This is a genomic window from Streptomyces sp. NBC_00670 (assembly GCF_036226765.1).
GTDB lineage: Bacteria > Actinomycetota > Actinomycetes > Streptomycetales > Streptomycetaceae > Streptomyces.
In genome coordinates, this window is sequence record NZ_CP109017.1 from 3,599,005 (window position 1) to 3,613,431 (window position 14,427).

Annotated in this window: 12 protein-coding genes and 1 tRNA gene; 5 read left to right on the plus strand and 8 right to left on the minus strand. The window is 73.4% G+C overall.

All coding sequences use genetic code 11. From position 1 onward, the window contains the following. Positions 1 to 18: 18 nt before the first annotated feature. From OIE12_RS16045 to OIE12_RS16060, 4 genes are all read right to left on the minus strand, one after another. Positions 19 to 1,698 carry a long-chain fatty acid--CoA ligase gene (locus OIE12_RS16045; RefSeq protein WP_329135901.1) on the minus strand — a complete coding sequence of 560 codons (1,680 nt, stop codon included), beginning with the start codon at positions 1,696 to 1,698 and terminating at the stop codon, positions 19 to 21. A gap of 242 nt (positions 1,699 to 1,940) precedes the next feature. Continuing rightward, a complete protein-coding gene (locus OIE12_RS16050) occupies positions 1,941 to 2,504 on the minus strand; it encodes a SigE family RNA polymerase sigma factor (protein WP_329135903.1) in 564 nt (187 codons plus the stop codon). Between the two features lie 253 nt (positions 2,505 to 2,757). Continuing rightward, complete coding sequence (locus tag OIE12_RS16055; RefSeq protein ID WP_443054048.1) at positions 2,758 to 3,618, minus strand: DUF1906 domain-containing protein; 861 nt, start codon at positions 3,616 to 3,618, stop codon at positions 2,758 to 2,760. A 401-nt stretch (positions 3,619 to 4,019) separates the two neighbouring features. Continuing rightward, positions 4,020 to 4,331: a hypothetical protein gene (locus OIE12_RS16060; protein ID WP_030377025.1), complete on the minus strand. Its 312-nt coding sequence runs from the start codon at positions 4,329 to 4,331 to the stop codon at positions 4,020 to 4,022. 405 nt (positions 4,332 to 4,736) lie between these two features. Between OIE12_RS16060 and OIE12_RS16065 the strand changes: the two genes are divergently transcribed. Further along, positions 4,737 to 5,666 carry a bifunctional DNA primase/polymerase gene (locus OIE12_RS16065; RefSeq protein ID WP_329135909.1) on the plus strand — a complete coding sequence of 310 codons (930 nt, stop codon included), beginning with the start codon at positions 4,737 to 4,739 and terminating at the stop codon, positions 5,664 to 5,666. A gap of 82 nt (positions 5,667 to 5,748) precedes the next feature. Here the strand turns inward: OIE12_RS16065 and OIE12_RS16070 are convergent. Together OIE12_RS16070 and OIE12_RS16075 are read right to left on the minus strand one after the other, a co-directional pair. Further along, a tRNA-Ser gene (locus OIE12_RS16070) sits at positions 5,749 to 5,835 on the minus strand. A gap of 68 nt (positions 5,836 to 5,903) precedes the next feature. Continuing rightward, the gene (locus OIE12_RS16075) at positions 5,904 to 7,367 is read right to left on the minus strand and encodes a S1C family serine protease (protein WP_329135911.1); all 1,464 of its coding nucleotides are present in this window, start codon (positions 7,365 to 7,367) and stop codon (positions 5,904 to 5,906) included. 314 nt (positions 7,368 to 7,681) lie between these two features. Here OIE12_RS16075 and OIE12_RS16080 point away from each other — a divergent pair, with 314 nt between their 5' ends. From OIE12_RS16080 to OIE12_RS16090, 3 genes are all read left to right on the plus strand, one after another. Next, complete coding sequence (locus OIE12_RS16080) at positions 7,682 to 8,512, plus strand: glycerophosphodiester phosphodiesterase (protein ID WP_329135913.1); 831 nt, start codon at positions 7,682 to 7,684, stop codon at positions 8,510 to 8,512. 260 nt (positions 8,513 to 8,772) lie between these two features. After that, complete coding sequence (locus tag OIE12_RS16085; RefSeq protein ID WP_443054049.1) at positions 8,773 to 9,237, plus strand: ATP-binding protein; 465 nt, start codon at positions 8,773 to 8,775, stop codon at positions 9,235 to 9,237. Positions 9,238 to 9,336: 99 nt separating this feature from the next. After that, entirely contained in the window at positions 9,337 to 10,317 is a 981-nt protein-coding gene (locus OIE12_RS16090) for a DUF5926 family protein (RefSeq protein WP_329135917.1), read from the plus strand. A 380-nt stretch (positions 10,318 to 10,697) separates the two neighbouring features. Here OIE12_RS16090 and OIE12_RS16095 read toward each other — a convergent pair whose 3' ends face one another. Together OIE12_RS16095 and OIE12_RS16100 are read right to left on the minus strand one after the other, a co-directional pair. Further along, a complete protein-coding gene (locus OIE12_RS16095) occupies positions 10,698 to 11,483 on the minus strand; it encodes a hypothetical protein (RefSeq protein ID WP_443053837.1) in 786 nt (261 codons plus the stop codon). 56 nt (positions 11,484 to 11,539) lie between these two features. Continuing rightward, positions 11,540 to 12,205, minus strand: coding sequence for a bifunctional DNA primase/polymerase (locus OIE12_RS16100; protein WP_329135919.1), 666 nt, complete (start codon positions 12,203 to 12,205; stop codon positions 11,540 to 11,542). Positions 12,206 to 12,793: 588 nt separating this feature from the next. On the opposite strand from OIE12_RS16100, the gene OIE12_RS16105 reads away from it, so the two are divergent. Then, positions 12,794 to 14,329 carry a PP2C family protein-serine/threonine phosphatase gene (locus OIE12_RS16105; RefSeq protein WP_329135922.1) on the plus strand — a complete coding sequence of 512 codons (1,536 nt, stop codon included), beginning with the start codon at positions 12,794 to 12,796 and terminating at the stop codon, positions 14,327 to 14,329. Positions 14,330 to 14,427: the final 98 nt, after the last annotated feature.

The following is a 14,427-nucleotide window of genomic DNA, read 5'->3' on the forward strand; positions in this document are numbered from 1 at the left end:
CGACCGGTCCGTCGGCTCTCAGAGTTGCTGGATGTCCAGCTTCCCCTCCGCGTACTGCCTGCGCAGCACCTTCTTGTCGAACTTGCCGACGCTGGTCTTCGGGACCGACTCGATGATCGTCCAGCGCTCCGGGAGCTGCCACTTGGCGATCTTCCCCTCTTTCGCGAGGAAGGAGCGCAGGGAGGCGAAGTCGGCGGTGGCGCCCTCCTTGAGGACGACCGTGGCGAGCGGGCGCTCGCCCCACTTGTCGTCCGGGACGGCGACCACGGCGGCCTCGGCGACGTCCGGGTGGGACATCAGCGCGTTCTCCAGGTCGACGGAGGAGATCCACTCGCCGCCGGACTTGATGACGTCCTTGGCGCGGTCGGTGAGGGTGAGGAAGCCGTCGGGGCTGATGGTGCCGACGTCACCGGTCTTCAGCCAGCCGTCCTCGCTGAACTTGTCGGCGGGGCGCAGCGGCTCGGCGCCCGGGCCGTTGTAGTACGCGCCCGCGATCCAGGTGCCGCGCACCTCCAGCTCGCCCGCGGACTCGCCGTCCCAGGGCAGCCGCTCGCCGCCGGGACCGGTCAGCCGGGCCTCGACACCGGCCGGGAAACGGCCCTGGGTGAGCCGGTAGCCGAACTCCTCGTCGGTGCCGACGGCGTGGGCCGGCGGCCGGGCGACCGTGCCCAGCGGGGAGGTCTCGGTCATGCCCCAGGCGTGGCAGACCCGCATCCCGAGCGCGTCGAACGCCTCCATCAGCGAGGGCGGACATGCGGAGCCGCCGATGGTCACCTGGTGGAGCGAGGAGACGTCCCGGGGGCGCGCGGTCAGCTCGGCGAGCAGGCCCTGCCAGATGGTGGGGACGGCGGCGGCGTGCGTGGGCCGCTCGCGCTCGATCATCTCGGCGAGGGGCGCGGGCTGCAGGAAGCGGTCCGGCATCAGCATGTTGACGCCGGTCATGAAGGTGGCGTGCGGCAGCCCCCAGGCGTTCACGTGGAACTGGGGGACGACGACGAGGGAGGTGTCCTGGTCGGTGAGGCCCATCGACTCCGTCATGTTCACCTGCATGGAGTGCAGATAGACCGAGCGGTGGGAGTAGACGACGCCTTTGGGATCGCCGGTGGTGCCGGAGGTGTAGCACATGGCGGCCGCTCGGCGTTCGTCCAGCTCGGGCCAGTCGTAGCCGGCCGGCTTCCCGGCGATCAGCTCCTCGTACTCGTGCACGCGGGGCCGTACGCCGTCCAGGAGCGTCCGGTCGCCGGGGCCGGTGACGACGATGTGCTCGACGGTCGGGAGGTGCGGCAGGAGCGGGGCGAGCAGCGGGAGCAGGGAGCCGTTGGCGATGACGACGCGGTCGGCGGCGTGGTTGACGATCCAGGCGAGCTGCTCTGCGGGCAGCCGCAGGTTGAGCGTGTGCAGCACCGCGCCCATGGAGGGGATCGCGAAGTAGGCCTCGACGTGCTCGGCGTTGTTCCAGGCGAGGGTCGCCACGCGGTCGTCGTCGCGGACGCCGAGGTCCTCGCGGAGTGCGTGCGCGAGCTGGGCGGAGCGGGTGCCGATCTCGGCGAAGGAACGGCGGTGCGGCTCGCCCTCGCCCGTCCAGGTGATCACCTGGGAGCTGCCGTGGATGGTCGACCCGTGGGTCAGGATCCTCGAGATCAGCAGCGGTACGTCCTGCATCGTGCTCAGCACGGCGTCCTCCCGGGGCGGCGACATTGCCTACGCGGATGACCGCGCAGTGCTGCGCGGCGGTAGGGGTTGGGCTGATTCTGCTCACATACCACGCGGTATGTCACTAGGAGCAGGAATGATCGATCAGCTGCGCCGGGGGTGCGGGGAGGGCGGATGACGAGGTGGCGGGGGCCTGTTCTGTGCTACTTCTGCACGGCTTCCATGCGACTTCTGAGCGACGGGAGCCGGTTCCGTGGCCGGGCGCGGGGGTGTTCCGGCGGCGGCCGTCAGCGGACCGGTGCCAGCTCCGGGTCCTCGCGGAGCTTGCCGAGCGCGCGCGAGACCGCCGACTTCACCGTGCCGATGGAGACGCCGAGCACCTCCGCCGTCTGGGCCTCGCTCAGGTCCTCGTAGTACCTGAGGACCACCATCGCCCGCTGCCGCGCCGGCAGCTTCAGGATCGCCCGCCACATCGCGTCGTGCAGCGCCTGCTGCTCGGCCGGGTCCGCGGCCGGCGGCGTCTCCGGCTCGGGCAGCTCCTCGCAGGCGAACTCGTCGACCTTGCGCTTGCGCCACTGGGAGGTGCGGGTGTTGACCAGCGCCCGGCGGACGTACCCGTCCAGCGCGCGGTGGTCCTCGATGCGCTCCCACGCGACGTACGTCTTGGCCAGCGCCGTCTGCAGCAGGTCCTCCGCGTCGCTCGGGTTCGCGGTCAGCGACCGGGCGGTGCGCAGCAGCAGCGGCTGGCGGGCCGCCACGTACGCCGAGAACGACGGGTACGACGGTTGCGGCAGGGTCTGCCGGGCCGGCGTCGCGGCGGTCGAAGCGCTGGTGCAGACGGGTGTGGTCATGGCTCCACGCTAGAAGCGGGGCGCACCCCGGCGGATCGGCCGCAGGTCCCGAAGCGGTGTCCCCCTCAGGTTGTAGGAGGGGGGAGGGCCCCACCTCCTGTAGGTGGAGGAGGGGTACTGCGGTATCGGGGGTCGACCCTGAGAAACGGCCCCTGGCCGGGGCGGGGGTTCTCGTCCCGCGTCGGTTCGACGCCGGCCATCGGAACGTCGGTCCCGCGTCGGCCGACACGGGGGCCGGGGCATCGGTTCCGCGTCAGCCGACGCGGGCCACCGGGGCGTCGATCAGGTCGCGGTCGATGAGCAGGGTGCGGCCGCCGTGCCGCTCCCGTACGTTGCCCGCGTACTGGTGGATCCGCCGCCCGGGCCACGCGCTCCGGCGCAGCGCCGGTTCCCCGTACAGCCGGGGCGTGCCGCGCCAGCGGGCGAACCACATCACGGCGGGCAGGTCGCTCACCCCGGCCCGGCGGGCGTCCTCGAGGTGCCGTACGCCCGTGTCGGCGCTGCTGTAGAAGCCCGGCAGGTAACCGCTGCGGCCCACTTCCCGGTCCCAGGCGCGGACGAAGGAGAGCACGCGTCGGGCGCAGGACGTCCTGCGGTAGTCGTACGACTCCATGTCCAGGTAGAGCGCGCTGCCGGCGAGCAGGCCGAGGGCGTGCGCCCGGCGCACGGCGTCGCGGCCCTCGCGTGTGCCCTGCCGCTTCGGGTGCCGTCCGATCGCCACGTGCCGTTTGACGCCGCTGGTCGCGCAGGGCGCCTGCGAGCCGGCGTACACGGGCAGCAGGCGCCAGCCCGTGCGGTCCACCGCGCGCACCCAGCCGGGAGTGAGCCGGGGCTGGGCGCAGGCGCGGCCCCGGCCGCCGAAGTAGAGGCCGAGGGCGCGGTAGCGGGAGGTGCGCCAGCGCTTCAGGGTGCCGGTGGAGGGGGCGCGGCAGGTGTCCATGCCCCAGCCGCGGAAGGGGACGGTGGGGGCGGAAGGGGGCCCTGGCGGAGCGGTGGGGGCGGAAGGGGGCCCTGGCGGGACGGTGGGCCGGCGGACCACCGAGCCCACCGCGGTGCCCGTACCCCCTTCCGCGCCCGCTCCCGGCACCCCGGCCCCGCACACCAGTGCCCACACGACGCAGATCCCGACGACCCCGGTCCACCCCTTGCGCCAACGCCTGCGAAACCCCACCGGGACCCGACTCCGGCCCCGTTCCCGTCCCCGACCACCACACCCACGTGCACGCATGGCCCGAGTGAACGTTTCCGCCCGGCTCCCGGCGGCCCGCCACACCCGGCGTTCAGCCGTCCGCCGTCACAATCGGCCCCGATGTGGGGACCCGCCCGCGCGCCGACGCGGGTGGACGGTGGGCAGCGGACAGCGGGAGGCAGGCCGCGGGCGGAGACGTGCACGGGCACGGGAAGACGCCTGCGCGGCGGCACCGGATGGCACCGCCGCGCAGACGTGTCACAACCCATGAAGCGCGTCCCCCACAGACGTCCGGGGCCGGCCGGCGACCGTCGGCCCCGAACCGCTCACCACAGACGGGTGAAGTGGACGGCCACGTTCTCGTTGCCCTGGTTGATGGTGGTGAACGCGGAGCCGTTCACCTGGGCGGTGTTGCTCTGGTTGCTGGCGCCGGAGCCGAGTGCCTGCTGCTGTGTGGTCGCCGAGTTGCCGTCGTTGTCGAGGCCGGTCCCGCTGCCGCTGACGGTCGCCACGGCCGCGTTCGATCCGTCGTCCGCGGCGGCGCCGTTGTCCGCGGTGGCGACGCCCGTGAAGAGGGCGGCGGCCAGCGGCAGGGCCGCGACGGCGGCGAGGACGCGGGCGGTACGGATGCTTGCCATGTTCTTCCTCCAGAAGCGGGAGTACGCACCGGCGCGGGGCCGGACGCACATGAAGTACGGCTTGTTTCCGGGCAGTTGGCCGACCGCCTCGGAGCTCTGCACGACGTCGCGCCTCCAAGCTGCCCGACCGGACCCCGCCGAACCACCCCGTAGGCCGCTATTCCCCCTGAAGCGTGAGGACAAGTCGATAAACCCCTTTCAGGACTCCCGCCGTACGACGAACGCCGGACGGGAGGGGGGCGGCACAGCCCCCGCCGCCAAGCCCCCCAAGAGCCGAAAGGTTCCGCCACCAGGCTCACGGCGGCCCCCCGCACAGGACCGGCATCCCCCGAACGGCCGCACACGAGCCGCGCGTCACCCGGAAATCCCCTTCCCTTTCTCGAACGCGTGTACGAAAATCGATCCATGGCCACCATCGACCGGCAGGCCACCGTCATGGCCCTGGCCCACGCACTGTCCGCCGCCGAGCGCGGCCTGGCGGTGATCCCGCTGTCGCGCACGAAGCTGCCGGCGCTGCGCTCCCCGCACCGCGACCCCACCGCTCCCTCTGCCCCCACGGCTCCCACCGGCCCGCCCTGCCACGGCGAGTGCGGCCGCTTCGGCCACGGGGTCTACGACGCCTCGACCGACCCGCGGCGCATCCGGGCGCTGTTCGCCGCCGCCCCCTGGGCCACCGGCTACGGCATCGCCTGCGGACTGCCCCCGCACCATCTGATCGGTGTCGACCTGGACACGAAGTCCGGCACCGACTCCTCCACCGCGCTGCGCGAGCTGGCGCTGCGTCATCTGTTCACGATCCCGCCGACGGTGGTGGTCGTCACCCCGAGCGGGGGCCGCCACCTGTGGCTGACCGGACCGCCGGACGTGGTGGTCCCCAACTCCGCGAGCCGGCTGGCCCCCGGCATCGACATCCGGGGCGCCGGCGGCTACCTCGTCGGCCCCGGCTCCCGCACCGACCACGGCGTCTACGAGACGGCACCGGGCGCGGCCCACCTGTCGCCCGCCCCCTGCCCGGCCCCCCTGCTGCGCCTGCTGCTGCCACCACCGCGCCCCGACCGCACGACCCGCTCCGGCCACGGCTCCGGCCTTTGGCCGGACGACGCGCAGGCCCGCGCCCACCAGGGCGACGGTCTCATCCAGTTCGTCCTGGCCGCCCACACCGGCCAGCGCAACACCCGCCTGTTCTGGGCCGCCTGCCGTGCCTACGAGAACGGCCTGGGCCCCACCCTGACCCGCGCCCTCATCGACGCCGCCGTCCACACCGGTCTGCCCCTCCCCGAAGCCCGCTCCACCGTCGCCTCAGCAGCCCGCATGACCCCACGCCGGCCGATCTGACGACGACCGCCCCGAGAGGCAGCCACAAGAAGGGCCCCCGACCGGAACACCGGTTCGGGGGCCCTTCTCACTGCTCAGCACGCGGAGGCGGTGGGATTTGAACCCACGGTCGTGTTGCCACGACGACGGTTTTCAAGACCGTTCCCTTCGGCCGCTCGGGCACGCCTCCTCCGCGTTGTCGCCGGGGCGACAGCGCGGGTACAGGTTACCGGCCCGCCGCGGGGTGCGTCGGGGTGGTCAGCTGTCGCCGACGCGCTTGCCCAGGGTGAGTTCGACCGTGTGGGTCTTGCCGTCGCGCTTGTAGGTCAGGTCGACCTTGTCGCCGGGGCGGTGGGTCCAGATGGCGCCGATCAGGGTCGGGCCGCTGTCGATCACCACGTCGTCGAGCTTGGTGATGACGTCGCCGGACTTGAGGCCGGCCTTGTCCGCGGGGCCGCCCGCCGTGACCGCGTCCGAGCCGTTGGCGCCCTGGTCCGTGATCTTCGCGCCGCCCGAGCCGTCCTCCAGGGAGACCGACGCGCCGATCACCGGGTACACCGGCTTGCCGGTCTTGATCAGCTGCTGGGCGACGTACTTCGCCTGGTTGATCGGGATGGCGAAGCCCAGGCCGATCGAGCCCGACTGGCCCGAGCCGCCGCCCAGGCCGCCGCTGCTCGACGACTGGATCGCGGAGTTGATGCCGATGACCGAGCCCTGCGCGTCCAGCAGCGGACCGCCGGAGTTGCCCGGGTTGATCGACGCGTCCGTCTGCAGCGCGCTCATGTACGAGGTGCTGCTGCCCGACTGGCCGTCGCTCGAGGCCACCGGGCGGTTCTTGGCGCTGATGATGCCCGTCGTCACCGTGTTCGACAGGCCGAAGGGCGCGCCGATCGCGATTGTCGAGTCGCCGACGGCCACCTTGTCGGAGTCGCCGAGCGGGAGCGGCTTGAGGTCCGACGGGGCGTTCTTGAGCTTGATGACGGCGACGTCGTAACCCTGCGCGTGGCCGACCACCTCGGCCTCGTACTTCTTGCCGTCGGGGAACGTGGCCGAGAGCTTGCCGCCGTCGACCGCGTCGGCCACCACGTGGTTGTTGGTGACGATGTGGCCTTCCTTGTCGAAGACGAAGCCCGTGCCCGTGCCGCCCTCGCCGTTGCTGCCCTCGGCCTCGATGGTGACCGTGCTGGGCAGCGCGCGGGACGCCACCCCGGCCACCGAGCCGGCGGCACGCTTGACGTCGCCGCCGCTCTGGGAGGCGGAGACGGTGGTGGAGCCGGAGGAGTCGTTGTCCTTGGCGAGCGTGTAGCCGAGCCCGCCGCCGAGGCCGCCCGCGACCAGCGCGGCGACCAGGACCGCGGCGACCAGACCGCCGCGGCCGGACTTCGGCTTCGGAGCCGGCTGCTGCCCGGGAGCGCCCCAGCCGCCCGAGCCGTCACCGCCGCCGTAGCCCGGCGTGCCGGGGGGCGGGGGCGGCCAGCCGGCGTCCACGGGGGACGTCGTGGCGGTCTGGGCGGAGACGGTGGGGTCGGCGGGGGAGTGGCCGCCGTAGGCCGGTCCGGCATGGGCCGGCTGTCCGGGGGCCTGCGGCGGCTCCCCGTAGCCGTGGCCGGAAGGCGTCCCGCCGGGCTGCGCGCCCGGTGCGGAGGCAGCGGGAGCGTCCACCGGCACGGGAGGTGCAGACGGGGCCGGGGGTACCGACGTGCCCTCGTTCTCGGTGCTCACAGCTTCTCTCCTCGATCCACGGCTGTTGTTCTCGTTCGCACGCGGCCACTCCGTCCCACGCTCACCGAACGGTCCGGCGCGATGCAGCTGTGCATGTGCTTTTGTATGCCGTCAGCTTTTCCCATGGACCGTCAGGGCACCATAAGCGGTCCCTGTGGGTCCTGCCCACGACCAAACTTTATATATGCATATACGGCTTGTAGGACTTACAAGGCCAAAAGGACGCCCGATCCGCGCCGTCCGTACCCGATCCGCGCCGTCCCTATACGGTGCACGGTCCGACACGTACCCCTTCCCGGTGGCACCATGACGCGGTGACCCACGCACGACAGCATCCGACCCGGCCGATCCAGGTCGTCGCCCACCGCGGAGCCTCCGAGGAGGCACCCGAACACACGCTCGCGGCCTACCGCAAGGCGATCGAGGACGGCGCCGACGCCCTCGAGTGCGACGTGCGGCTGACCGCCGACGGTCACCTCGTCTGCGTCCACGACCGCCGCGTCAACCGTACGTCCAACGGACGCGGTGCCGTCTCCGCGCTGGAGCTCGCCGAACTCGCCGCCCTGGACTTCGGCTCCTGGCACCACCAGGACGAGACCCCCGACGAGGCCCCCGACTGGGAGCACCGGCCCGAGGACCGGGGGGACACCTCCGTCCTCACCCTGGAGCGGCTCCTTGAGCTGGTCGCCGACGCCGGGCGCCGCGTGGAGCTCGCCGTCGAGACCAAGCACCCGACCCGCTGGGCCGGCCAGGTCGAGGAGCGGCTGCTCCTCCTGCTGAAGCGGTTCGGGCTGGACGCGCCGGCGTCGCCCGAGGAGTCCGCGGTGCGGGTGATGAGCTTCTCGGCGCGGTCCCTGCACCGGGTGCGGGCCGCCTCGCCGACGCTCCCGACGGTGTACCTCACGCAGTTCGTGACCCCCCGGATGCGGGACGGGCGGCTGCCCGAGGGGGTCCACATCGCGGGGCCCTCGATCCGGATCGTGCGCAATCAGCCGGCGTACGTCCAGCGCCTGAAGGCGGCCGGGCACCGGGTGCACGTGTGGACGGTGAACACGCCGGAGGACGTCGGCCGCTGCGCCGACCTGGGCGTCGACGCCATCATCACCAATCGTCCGCGGGCCGTACGGGAGCTGCTGGGGCGCTGAGGCACCGATCACCGAGCGGGTCCGCTCGACGGTGGCCCCGCCTGGTCGTGTTCTGTCGCGTTTGGCGGCGGGCGCCCCGGTTTCTCACGGGGTGTGCACCGGCGCGTTCGGTCCGTGTGCGGCCACGAAGAGTGACCCGTCGCACGTCGGCCGGTCGGTTTCCGGCCGGTTGCGGTGGGGCATCCACTCCGTGGCGTGGGGCGAAGGAGGTCTCGGGGGTGGCGTTGGTGGTGGCACAGGAGGTGCCCGCGTCGTCGAGCATGGCCGTACCCCATGGCCCTGCGGGCGTGGGTCAGGCAAGGCACCGGATGCGGGCGCAGCTGCGCGGCGGCGGTGTGTCGGAAGCGGTCATCGACGATGCCGTACTGATCCTTTCCGAACTTCTCAGCAACGCCTGCCGGCACGGCAGGCCCCTCGGCGACGCCCTCGCCGGGGACGGTGACGTGCGGGCCGCCTGGCGCGTCGAGCCCTCGGGACGGCTCACGGTCGAGGTGACGGACGGCGGCGGTCCGACCCGTCCGGTTCCCGCCACGCCGTCGGTCACCGCGCGTGGCGGCCGCGGTCTGAACATCATCACGGCGCTCGCGCAGGACTGGGGCGTACGGGACGGGGTGCACGGCGAGGTCACCGTCTGGGTCGTCGTCCATGACGACGCCGGTGCCGCGCGCCGGCGGGAGGACTTCGCCGCACGGGTCACGGCACCGCCGGTCTCACGGGCGTCGTAGCCCACGGCTTCCCCGTTGTCCACAGGTTCCCGTCGCCGTCCGTACGAGCGGATAGGCTCGCGCCCGTACGAGACGAGCCGTGACCGGGAGACACCGACGATGGCCAAGAAGCGACCCCAGACGAAGGCCAACAGGCCCCGGACCGGTGGCGGGGTGAGCGCCGGGGCGGACATTCCGGTCGTCGGCGCCCGGGAGCCCTGCCCCTGCGGCAGCGGCCGCCGCTACAAGGCCTGCCACGGCCGGGCCGCGTCGCACGCGGCGACGGAGCTGGTGCAACGCCCGTTCGAGGGGCTGGCCGGTGAGGGCGACTGGGTCGCGCTGCGCGAACTGGTCCCCGCGGCCACGGCCGAGCTGACGCTGAAGGAGAGCCTGCCCGAGGGCGTCCCCTCGGTCACCCTCGCCACCGTGCTGCCGATGGCCTGGCCCGCGCTGCGCCGGGACGACGGTTCGGTCCTGCTCGGCCTGCAGAACGACACGGCGTCCGGCGACATCAGCCGCGACCTCGCCGACACTCTGAGCCGCGCGCTGACGGCGGAGCCCGGTACCTCGGTGCAGAGCCGGCGCGCCCCGGCCGACGGTCCCCGGCTGCAGGACCTGCTGGACGCGGACGCCGCGTTCGCGCCGGTGGTGCACACCGGCTTCGAGTTCTGGGTCCCGGACGCGGAGAACGCCTCGCCCGAGGTGACCGCGTCCCTGGAGCGGGCCAACGCCGCGGCCATCCCCACCGTACGGCTGGAGGGTGTGGACGCCGCCTACTGGTGCCGTACGCCGGAGAAGAACCATCTGCGGTGGGTCATGCCGCACCCGGAGGAGCGGCTCCTGGACGCGCTCGCGCGGCTGCACGCCGCCGGGCGGTCCGCGCTGGGCGAGGGCACCCGGCTGGTGGGCTCGTTCCGGGCGCACGGCCTGGTGGTCCCGGTGTGGGACCTGCCGAGCGAGATGACGGCCCAGGACGTGGAGAAACCGGCCACGGAGTTCGCCGAGCACCTCGCGGAAGCGCTCGCGTCGACGGAGCCGCTCACCCCCGAGGAGCGCCGGGCCCGCGGCGGCCTGACGAACCGCCAGGTCACCCTGAGCTGAACGGAACGGCGGCGGCACGGGGCGGGAGGACCTGGGCAGGGGCGATCTCGGGCACCGGGTTCCCCCTCCCCCTCCGCCCCACCAGGTGACTCGCGTCACAACTGCCGCTTCCGACAAGCACATCCGTGTCCGAATAGGCGAGATCGAATTTGCGAACGGGCGATCTCTTGTTACCGTTCCAGTAGCCCGGTTGCTGGTGCATCCCCCGTCGCCAGCAACCGGGTCTTTCCATGCGGCCGGTGAACCGCCCCGGAACCGCCTCCTCCGCCAACTCCCGTAGCCCGTCCCGCCGTTGCCCCGGCGGCGGACCGTACGGCATGGCACGGATCGCACAGCCGTGCGGACCTCAGGACCGTGTGGGCCTCAGGACCGCACAGGCCTCACGACCGTGCGGAGCCGCTTCCCGCCCGCAGCAGCAGCGCCGCGCCGTCGGCCGCCGCGTCCTCCGCCTCGCGGGCGAACTCCGCGACCGCCTCGTACCCGCCGGGCTCGCCGTCCGTGCGCTGCCGGGGCGTCTCGCAGGTGCCCGGCTCGTCCTCCGCGCCGATCGCGCAGTCGATGCGCACCGCGCCGCCGCCCGGCTTCAGCAGGCTCAGCGCACTGGTCAGCGCGTGGCCGGTGGTGTTGCGGTAGTAGGTGCGCGCCCAGGTCTCGGCGCCCTGTGTGAGCACGCAGGTCTGCGCCTCGACGCCGTCGGGCGAGGTGAGCGAGGGACCGCAGCGGGTGGCGGTGGCGAGTCCGAGCCCCAGCAGATGCGGCGAGCGGGAGGACGAGGGCGCCGGTTCCTTGGCGTCCCGGTGCGGGGCGGCAGCCCGGTCGGCCGTCTCCCGGGCGCCGTCGCCGACGGGCCCGGCCGCGGCCACGGCCAGCGGCAGCAGCACCGCCGCCGCCATCGCCACCACCAGCGCGGCCAGCCGTACCCGCGGATCGAGCCCCGGCGGCCGCTCGGCACCGTGCCGGCCACGAAGGCCGTCGGCACGGCCAGAAAGACCGCCGGCGCCGCCAGAGACACCGTCGGCGCCACTGCGGAGGTCGCCGGCACCGTCACGAACGCCGTCGGCACCCCGCGGCTCCGCCGCCGCCCGTTCCTGCTCCCGTGCCTGTTCTCGTTCCCGTTCCCGTCCCCCGGACCGACGCGTTCCGTGTCCCCCGGAAGTGCGCTTCATGGGGGCGAACATAACGAGCGCGCCGAGCCCGCCGGCCCGCCGCGCGCCCGACACCCCTAGAACTCGGGCGCGCTCACACCCGTACGAGTGAGGGCCTCGACCGTGGCGTCCACCACGGCCTCCACGTCCGGCACCCAGGGCGCGGCCGAACCGGGCAGCGGCGCCCGCTCCCAGCGCACCCGCCCGTGGCCGGTCGCGGAGGGCGGCAGCGCGAGGTAGCCGCCCTCGCCGTGGAAGCGCAGCGAGCCGGGGACGAAGTCCTGGGCGTGGAGCAGCTCGCCGAGCTGCTCCAGGGAGTACGGGGCGACGAGGATCGCCCAGCGGTGCGGCGCGGCGACGACCGGGCCGACCCGGATGCCCTTGCGGTCCAGCACGGCCAGGGCGCGGGCCGCCGCCGGGGCGGGCAGGCTCACCGCGCAGGGCGCGCGGCCGCCGGTGGCGAGCACGATCGGCGCCGTCGGCCGGTTGGTCCACCACCAGCGCACCATGCGCGGATCGGTGGTGGCCGCGAGCAGCCCCGGGTCGAACGGGTGCGCGCCCGGCACCGTGCACTCCGGGTCGGGGCACCCGCAGCGGGCGCGCCCCTGGGGGTCCGGTGCCACACCCGGGAGAACGGGCCACTGCCACTGCGTGGCGAAGGTCAGGGCCGCGCCGAACACCTCAGGCTCCCCGTCGTTCCGCCGGGACAGGAACCTGCGTAGCCTTCCGGGAATCCCGCGCATGAGCGCTCGTTCCTTTCCGTTGCACGCCGGCAACACCGAGGGCTGCATTCACCACATGCGGAGAGCACCACATGTGTCGATCACTGCGCTGTGCGTACCTGCTGGTGCCTCACGCCCCTGTCAGGAACAGGAAGCCCCTGTCATGAACAGGAAGAACCCGCCGGGGGCCGAGCTCGGGCCGGTCCGCGGACCATGTGCACGCATCCGCGAGGACCGCAGTGTTCATACTGCGTCTGTCAAAAGCACGGGCATGACGTGGGGGTGGCGACGCCTGGCGAATTGCCGTCGCGCTGTTGCTCGCCGCCTCCGCCACGGGAGGATGGGGCTCGGCCGTCGGTGGATAGGACGCCCGGTTCGGCCACCAGGTTCCGGGCGGCTCTTCGCCGCTCCCTGGGCCTCACCGAGTACGTACCCACCCCGACCGCTGTGACGCTCCGTCGAACGAGGCCAGTCGACCGCAATACGCCGTTACCCGAGTCAGTTTCAAGCCAACTTCGTCTTCCCGCAAGCGACTCCGCGGATCGCTTGGACAATTCCGAGGCCAGTCGCCACGCCAGTCCCACGGACACCAGGAATCCCAGCAGGACAATGCTGGACATCCCCTCACGAGTGCGTGTACATGTGGAGACACTGCCGGCGACGCAGAATGACATGGGGGTTTGCGATGCTTTCGTGCAGTACGCACCGGTCGGAAAGCCGGACGCCATGACCGCCCCTCACCTCCCGAAAGTGGCCGGAATCGACTCCACGGTTCCCGCTCCCGCTCACACTGTCGCGCCGGCCGTCCCGCCCACGGGCCCCACGCCGAACACCACGGGTACCTCTTCGGCCACCTCCCACACCACCGGTCCGGGCATCCTCCTCCAGGACCGGCTCGCCGGCTGGGTCTCCGACCTCACCACCCTGCACGAACTCACCGAACGCCTGGTCCGCACCGACTCGCTCGCCACCGCTCTGGAGGAGCTGCTGCGCGCCGGGTCCGCGCTGGTCGGCGCCCGCCGCGGCCTGGTCGTCCTGGAGCCGCGCGACGGCCTGGGGCCGGACACCACCCTCGGCCTCGGCCTCGGCCGCGCGGACCTCGGCCACATCGAGACCGTGCCGCGCAGCGCCATGGCGTACGGGAAGATCCTGGACGAGCTGCCGGGCGGCGAGGGCGAGATCGCCCAGCCCGACCTGTTCTCCGAGGACGGGCTCGACCCCCGCCACCGCGACGTGGCCGCCCGCCTCGGCTACGCCGCCAGCTACGCCCTGCCGCTGGCCGGCGAGGCCGCGGGCCGCCTCGGCGCCGCCGTCTGGCTCTACGACGAGCCCGCCGAGCCGACCGCCCGCATGCGCCACCTCGCCGGGCTGTACGTCCGCTGCGCCACCGAGCACCTCGCGCGGCTCGTCGAGACCGAACGCACGCGCGCGTGCATGGCGACGCTCGCCGAGGAGCTGCTGCCCTCCCGGCTCCCCCGCATCCCGGGCGTGCAACTCGCCGTCCGCCGCCGCACCGGACCGCGCGGCGGCGGCGACTGGTTCGACGCGCTGCCGCTGCCGGACGCGGCGCTCGGCCTCGCGGTCGGCTCCGTCACCGGCTCGGGGCCGAGCGCGGTCGCGGCCATGGGCCGGCTGCGGGCCGGCATGCGGGCGTACGCGGTGATGGAGGGCGAGGACCCGGTCGCCGTCCTGTCCGACCTGGAGCTGCTGCTGCGGCTGACCGAACCGGCCCGCTCGGCCACCGCGCTGTTCGCCTACTGCGAGCCCGCGCTGCGCCGGATCACCCTGGCCGGGGCCGGGCACAGCCCTCCGCTGCTCGTCGGCGAGCGGCGCACGGAGTACGTCGAGACCTCCCTGTCGGCGCCCCTGAACATGCTGGCCTGCTGGGAGGCGCCGAGCGTCGAACTGACGGCCGAGCCCGGAGAGACGGTTCTGCTGTACACCGACGGGCTGTTGCAGCGCACCGGCGACCCCATGGACCGCGCCTTCGCCCGGCTGCACGCGGCGGCCGCGAGCGTGCCGCGCGGACTGCGCGCCGACCCGGCGGCCGTCGCGGACCACGTGCTGCGCACGGTGCTGCCGGACGGCCTGGACGCGACGGGCGGCGCGGAGGATGTGGTGCTGCTGGCGGCACGCTTCGAGTAGCGGAGCGGTGCCGCCGACGGCGCGCAGCAGCTCCTTCGGGGCGACGCCACGCAGCGGCTCGTCCGGGACGGCGGCGCGCAGCAGCTCCTCCGAGGCGG

Bases quoted from the DNA above. Each gene is read 5' to 3' on its own strand.
- OIE12_RS16045 (WP_329135901.1), bottom strand. From the start codon at position 1,698: ATGTCGCCGCCCCGGGAGGACGCCGTGCTGAGCACGATGCAGGACGTA.
- OIE12_RS16050 (WP_329135903.1), bottom strand. From the start codon at position 2,504: ATGACCACACCCGTCTGCACCAGCGCTTCGACCGCCGCGACGCCGGCC.
- OIE12_RS16060 (WP_030377025.1), bottom strand. From the start codon at position 4,331: ATGGCAAGCATCCGTACCGCCCGCGTCCTCGCCGCCGTCGCGGCCCTG.
- OIE12_RS16065 (WP_329135909.1), top strand. From the start codon at position 4,737: ATGGCCACCATCGACCGGCAGGCCACCGTCATGGCCCTGGCCCACGCA.
- OIE12_RS16085 (WP_443054049.1), top strand. From the start codon at position 8,773: ATGGCCGTACCCCATGGCCCTGCGGGCGTGGGTCAGGCAAGGCACCGG.
- OIE12_RS16090 (WP_329135917.1), top strand. From the start codon at position 9,337: ATGGCCAAGAAGCGACCCCAGACGAAGGCCAACAGGCCCCGGACCGGT.
- OIE12_RS16095 (WP_443053837.1), bottom strand. From the start codon at position 11,483: ATGAAGCGCACTTCCGGGGGACACGGAACGCGTCGGTCCGGGGGACGG.
- OIE12_RS16100 (WP_329135919.1), bottom strand. From the start codon at position 12,205: ATGCGCGGGATTCCCGGAAGGCTACGCAGGTTCCTGTCCCGGCGGAAC.
- OIE12_RS16105 (WP_329135922.1), top strand. From the start codon at position 12,794: ATGCTGGACATCCCCTCACGAGTGCGTGTACATGTGGAGACACTGCCG.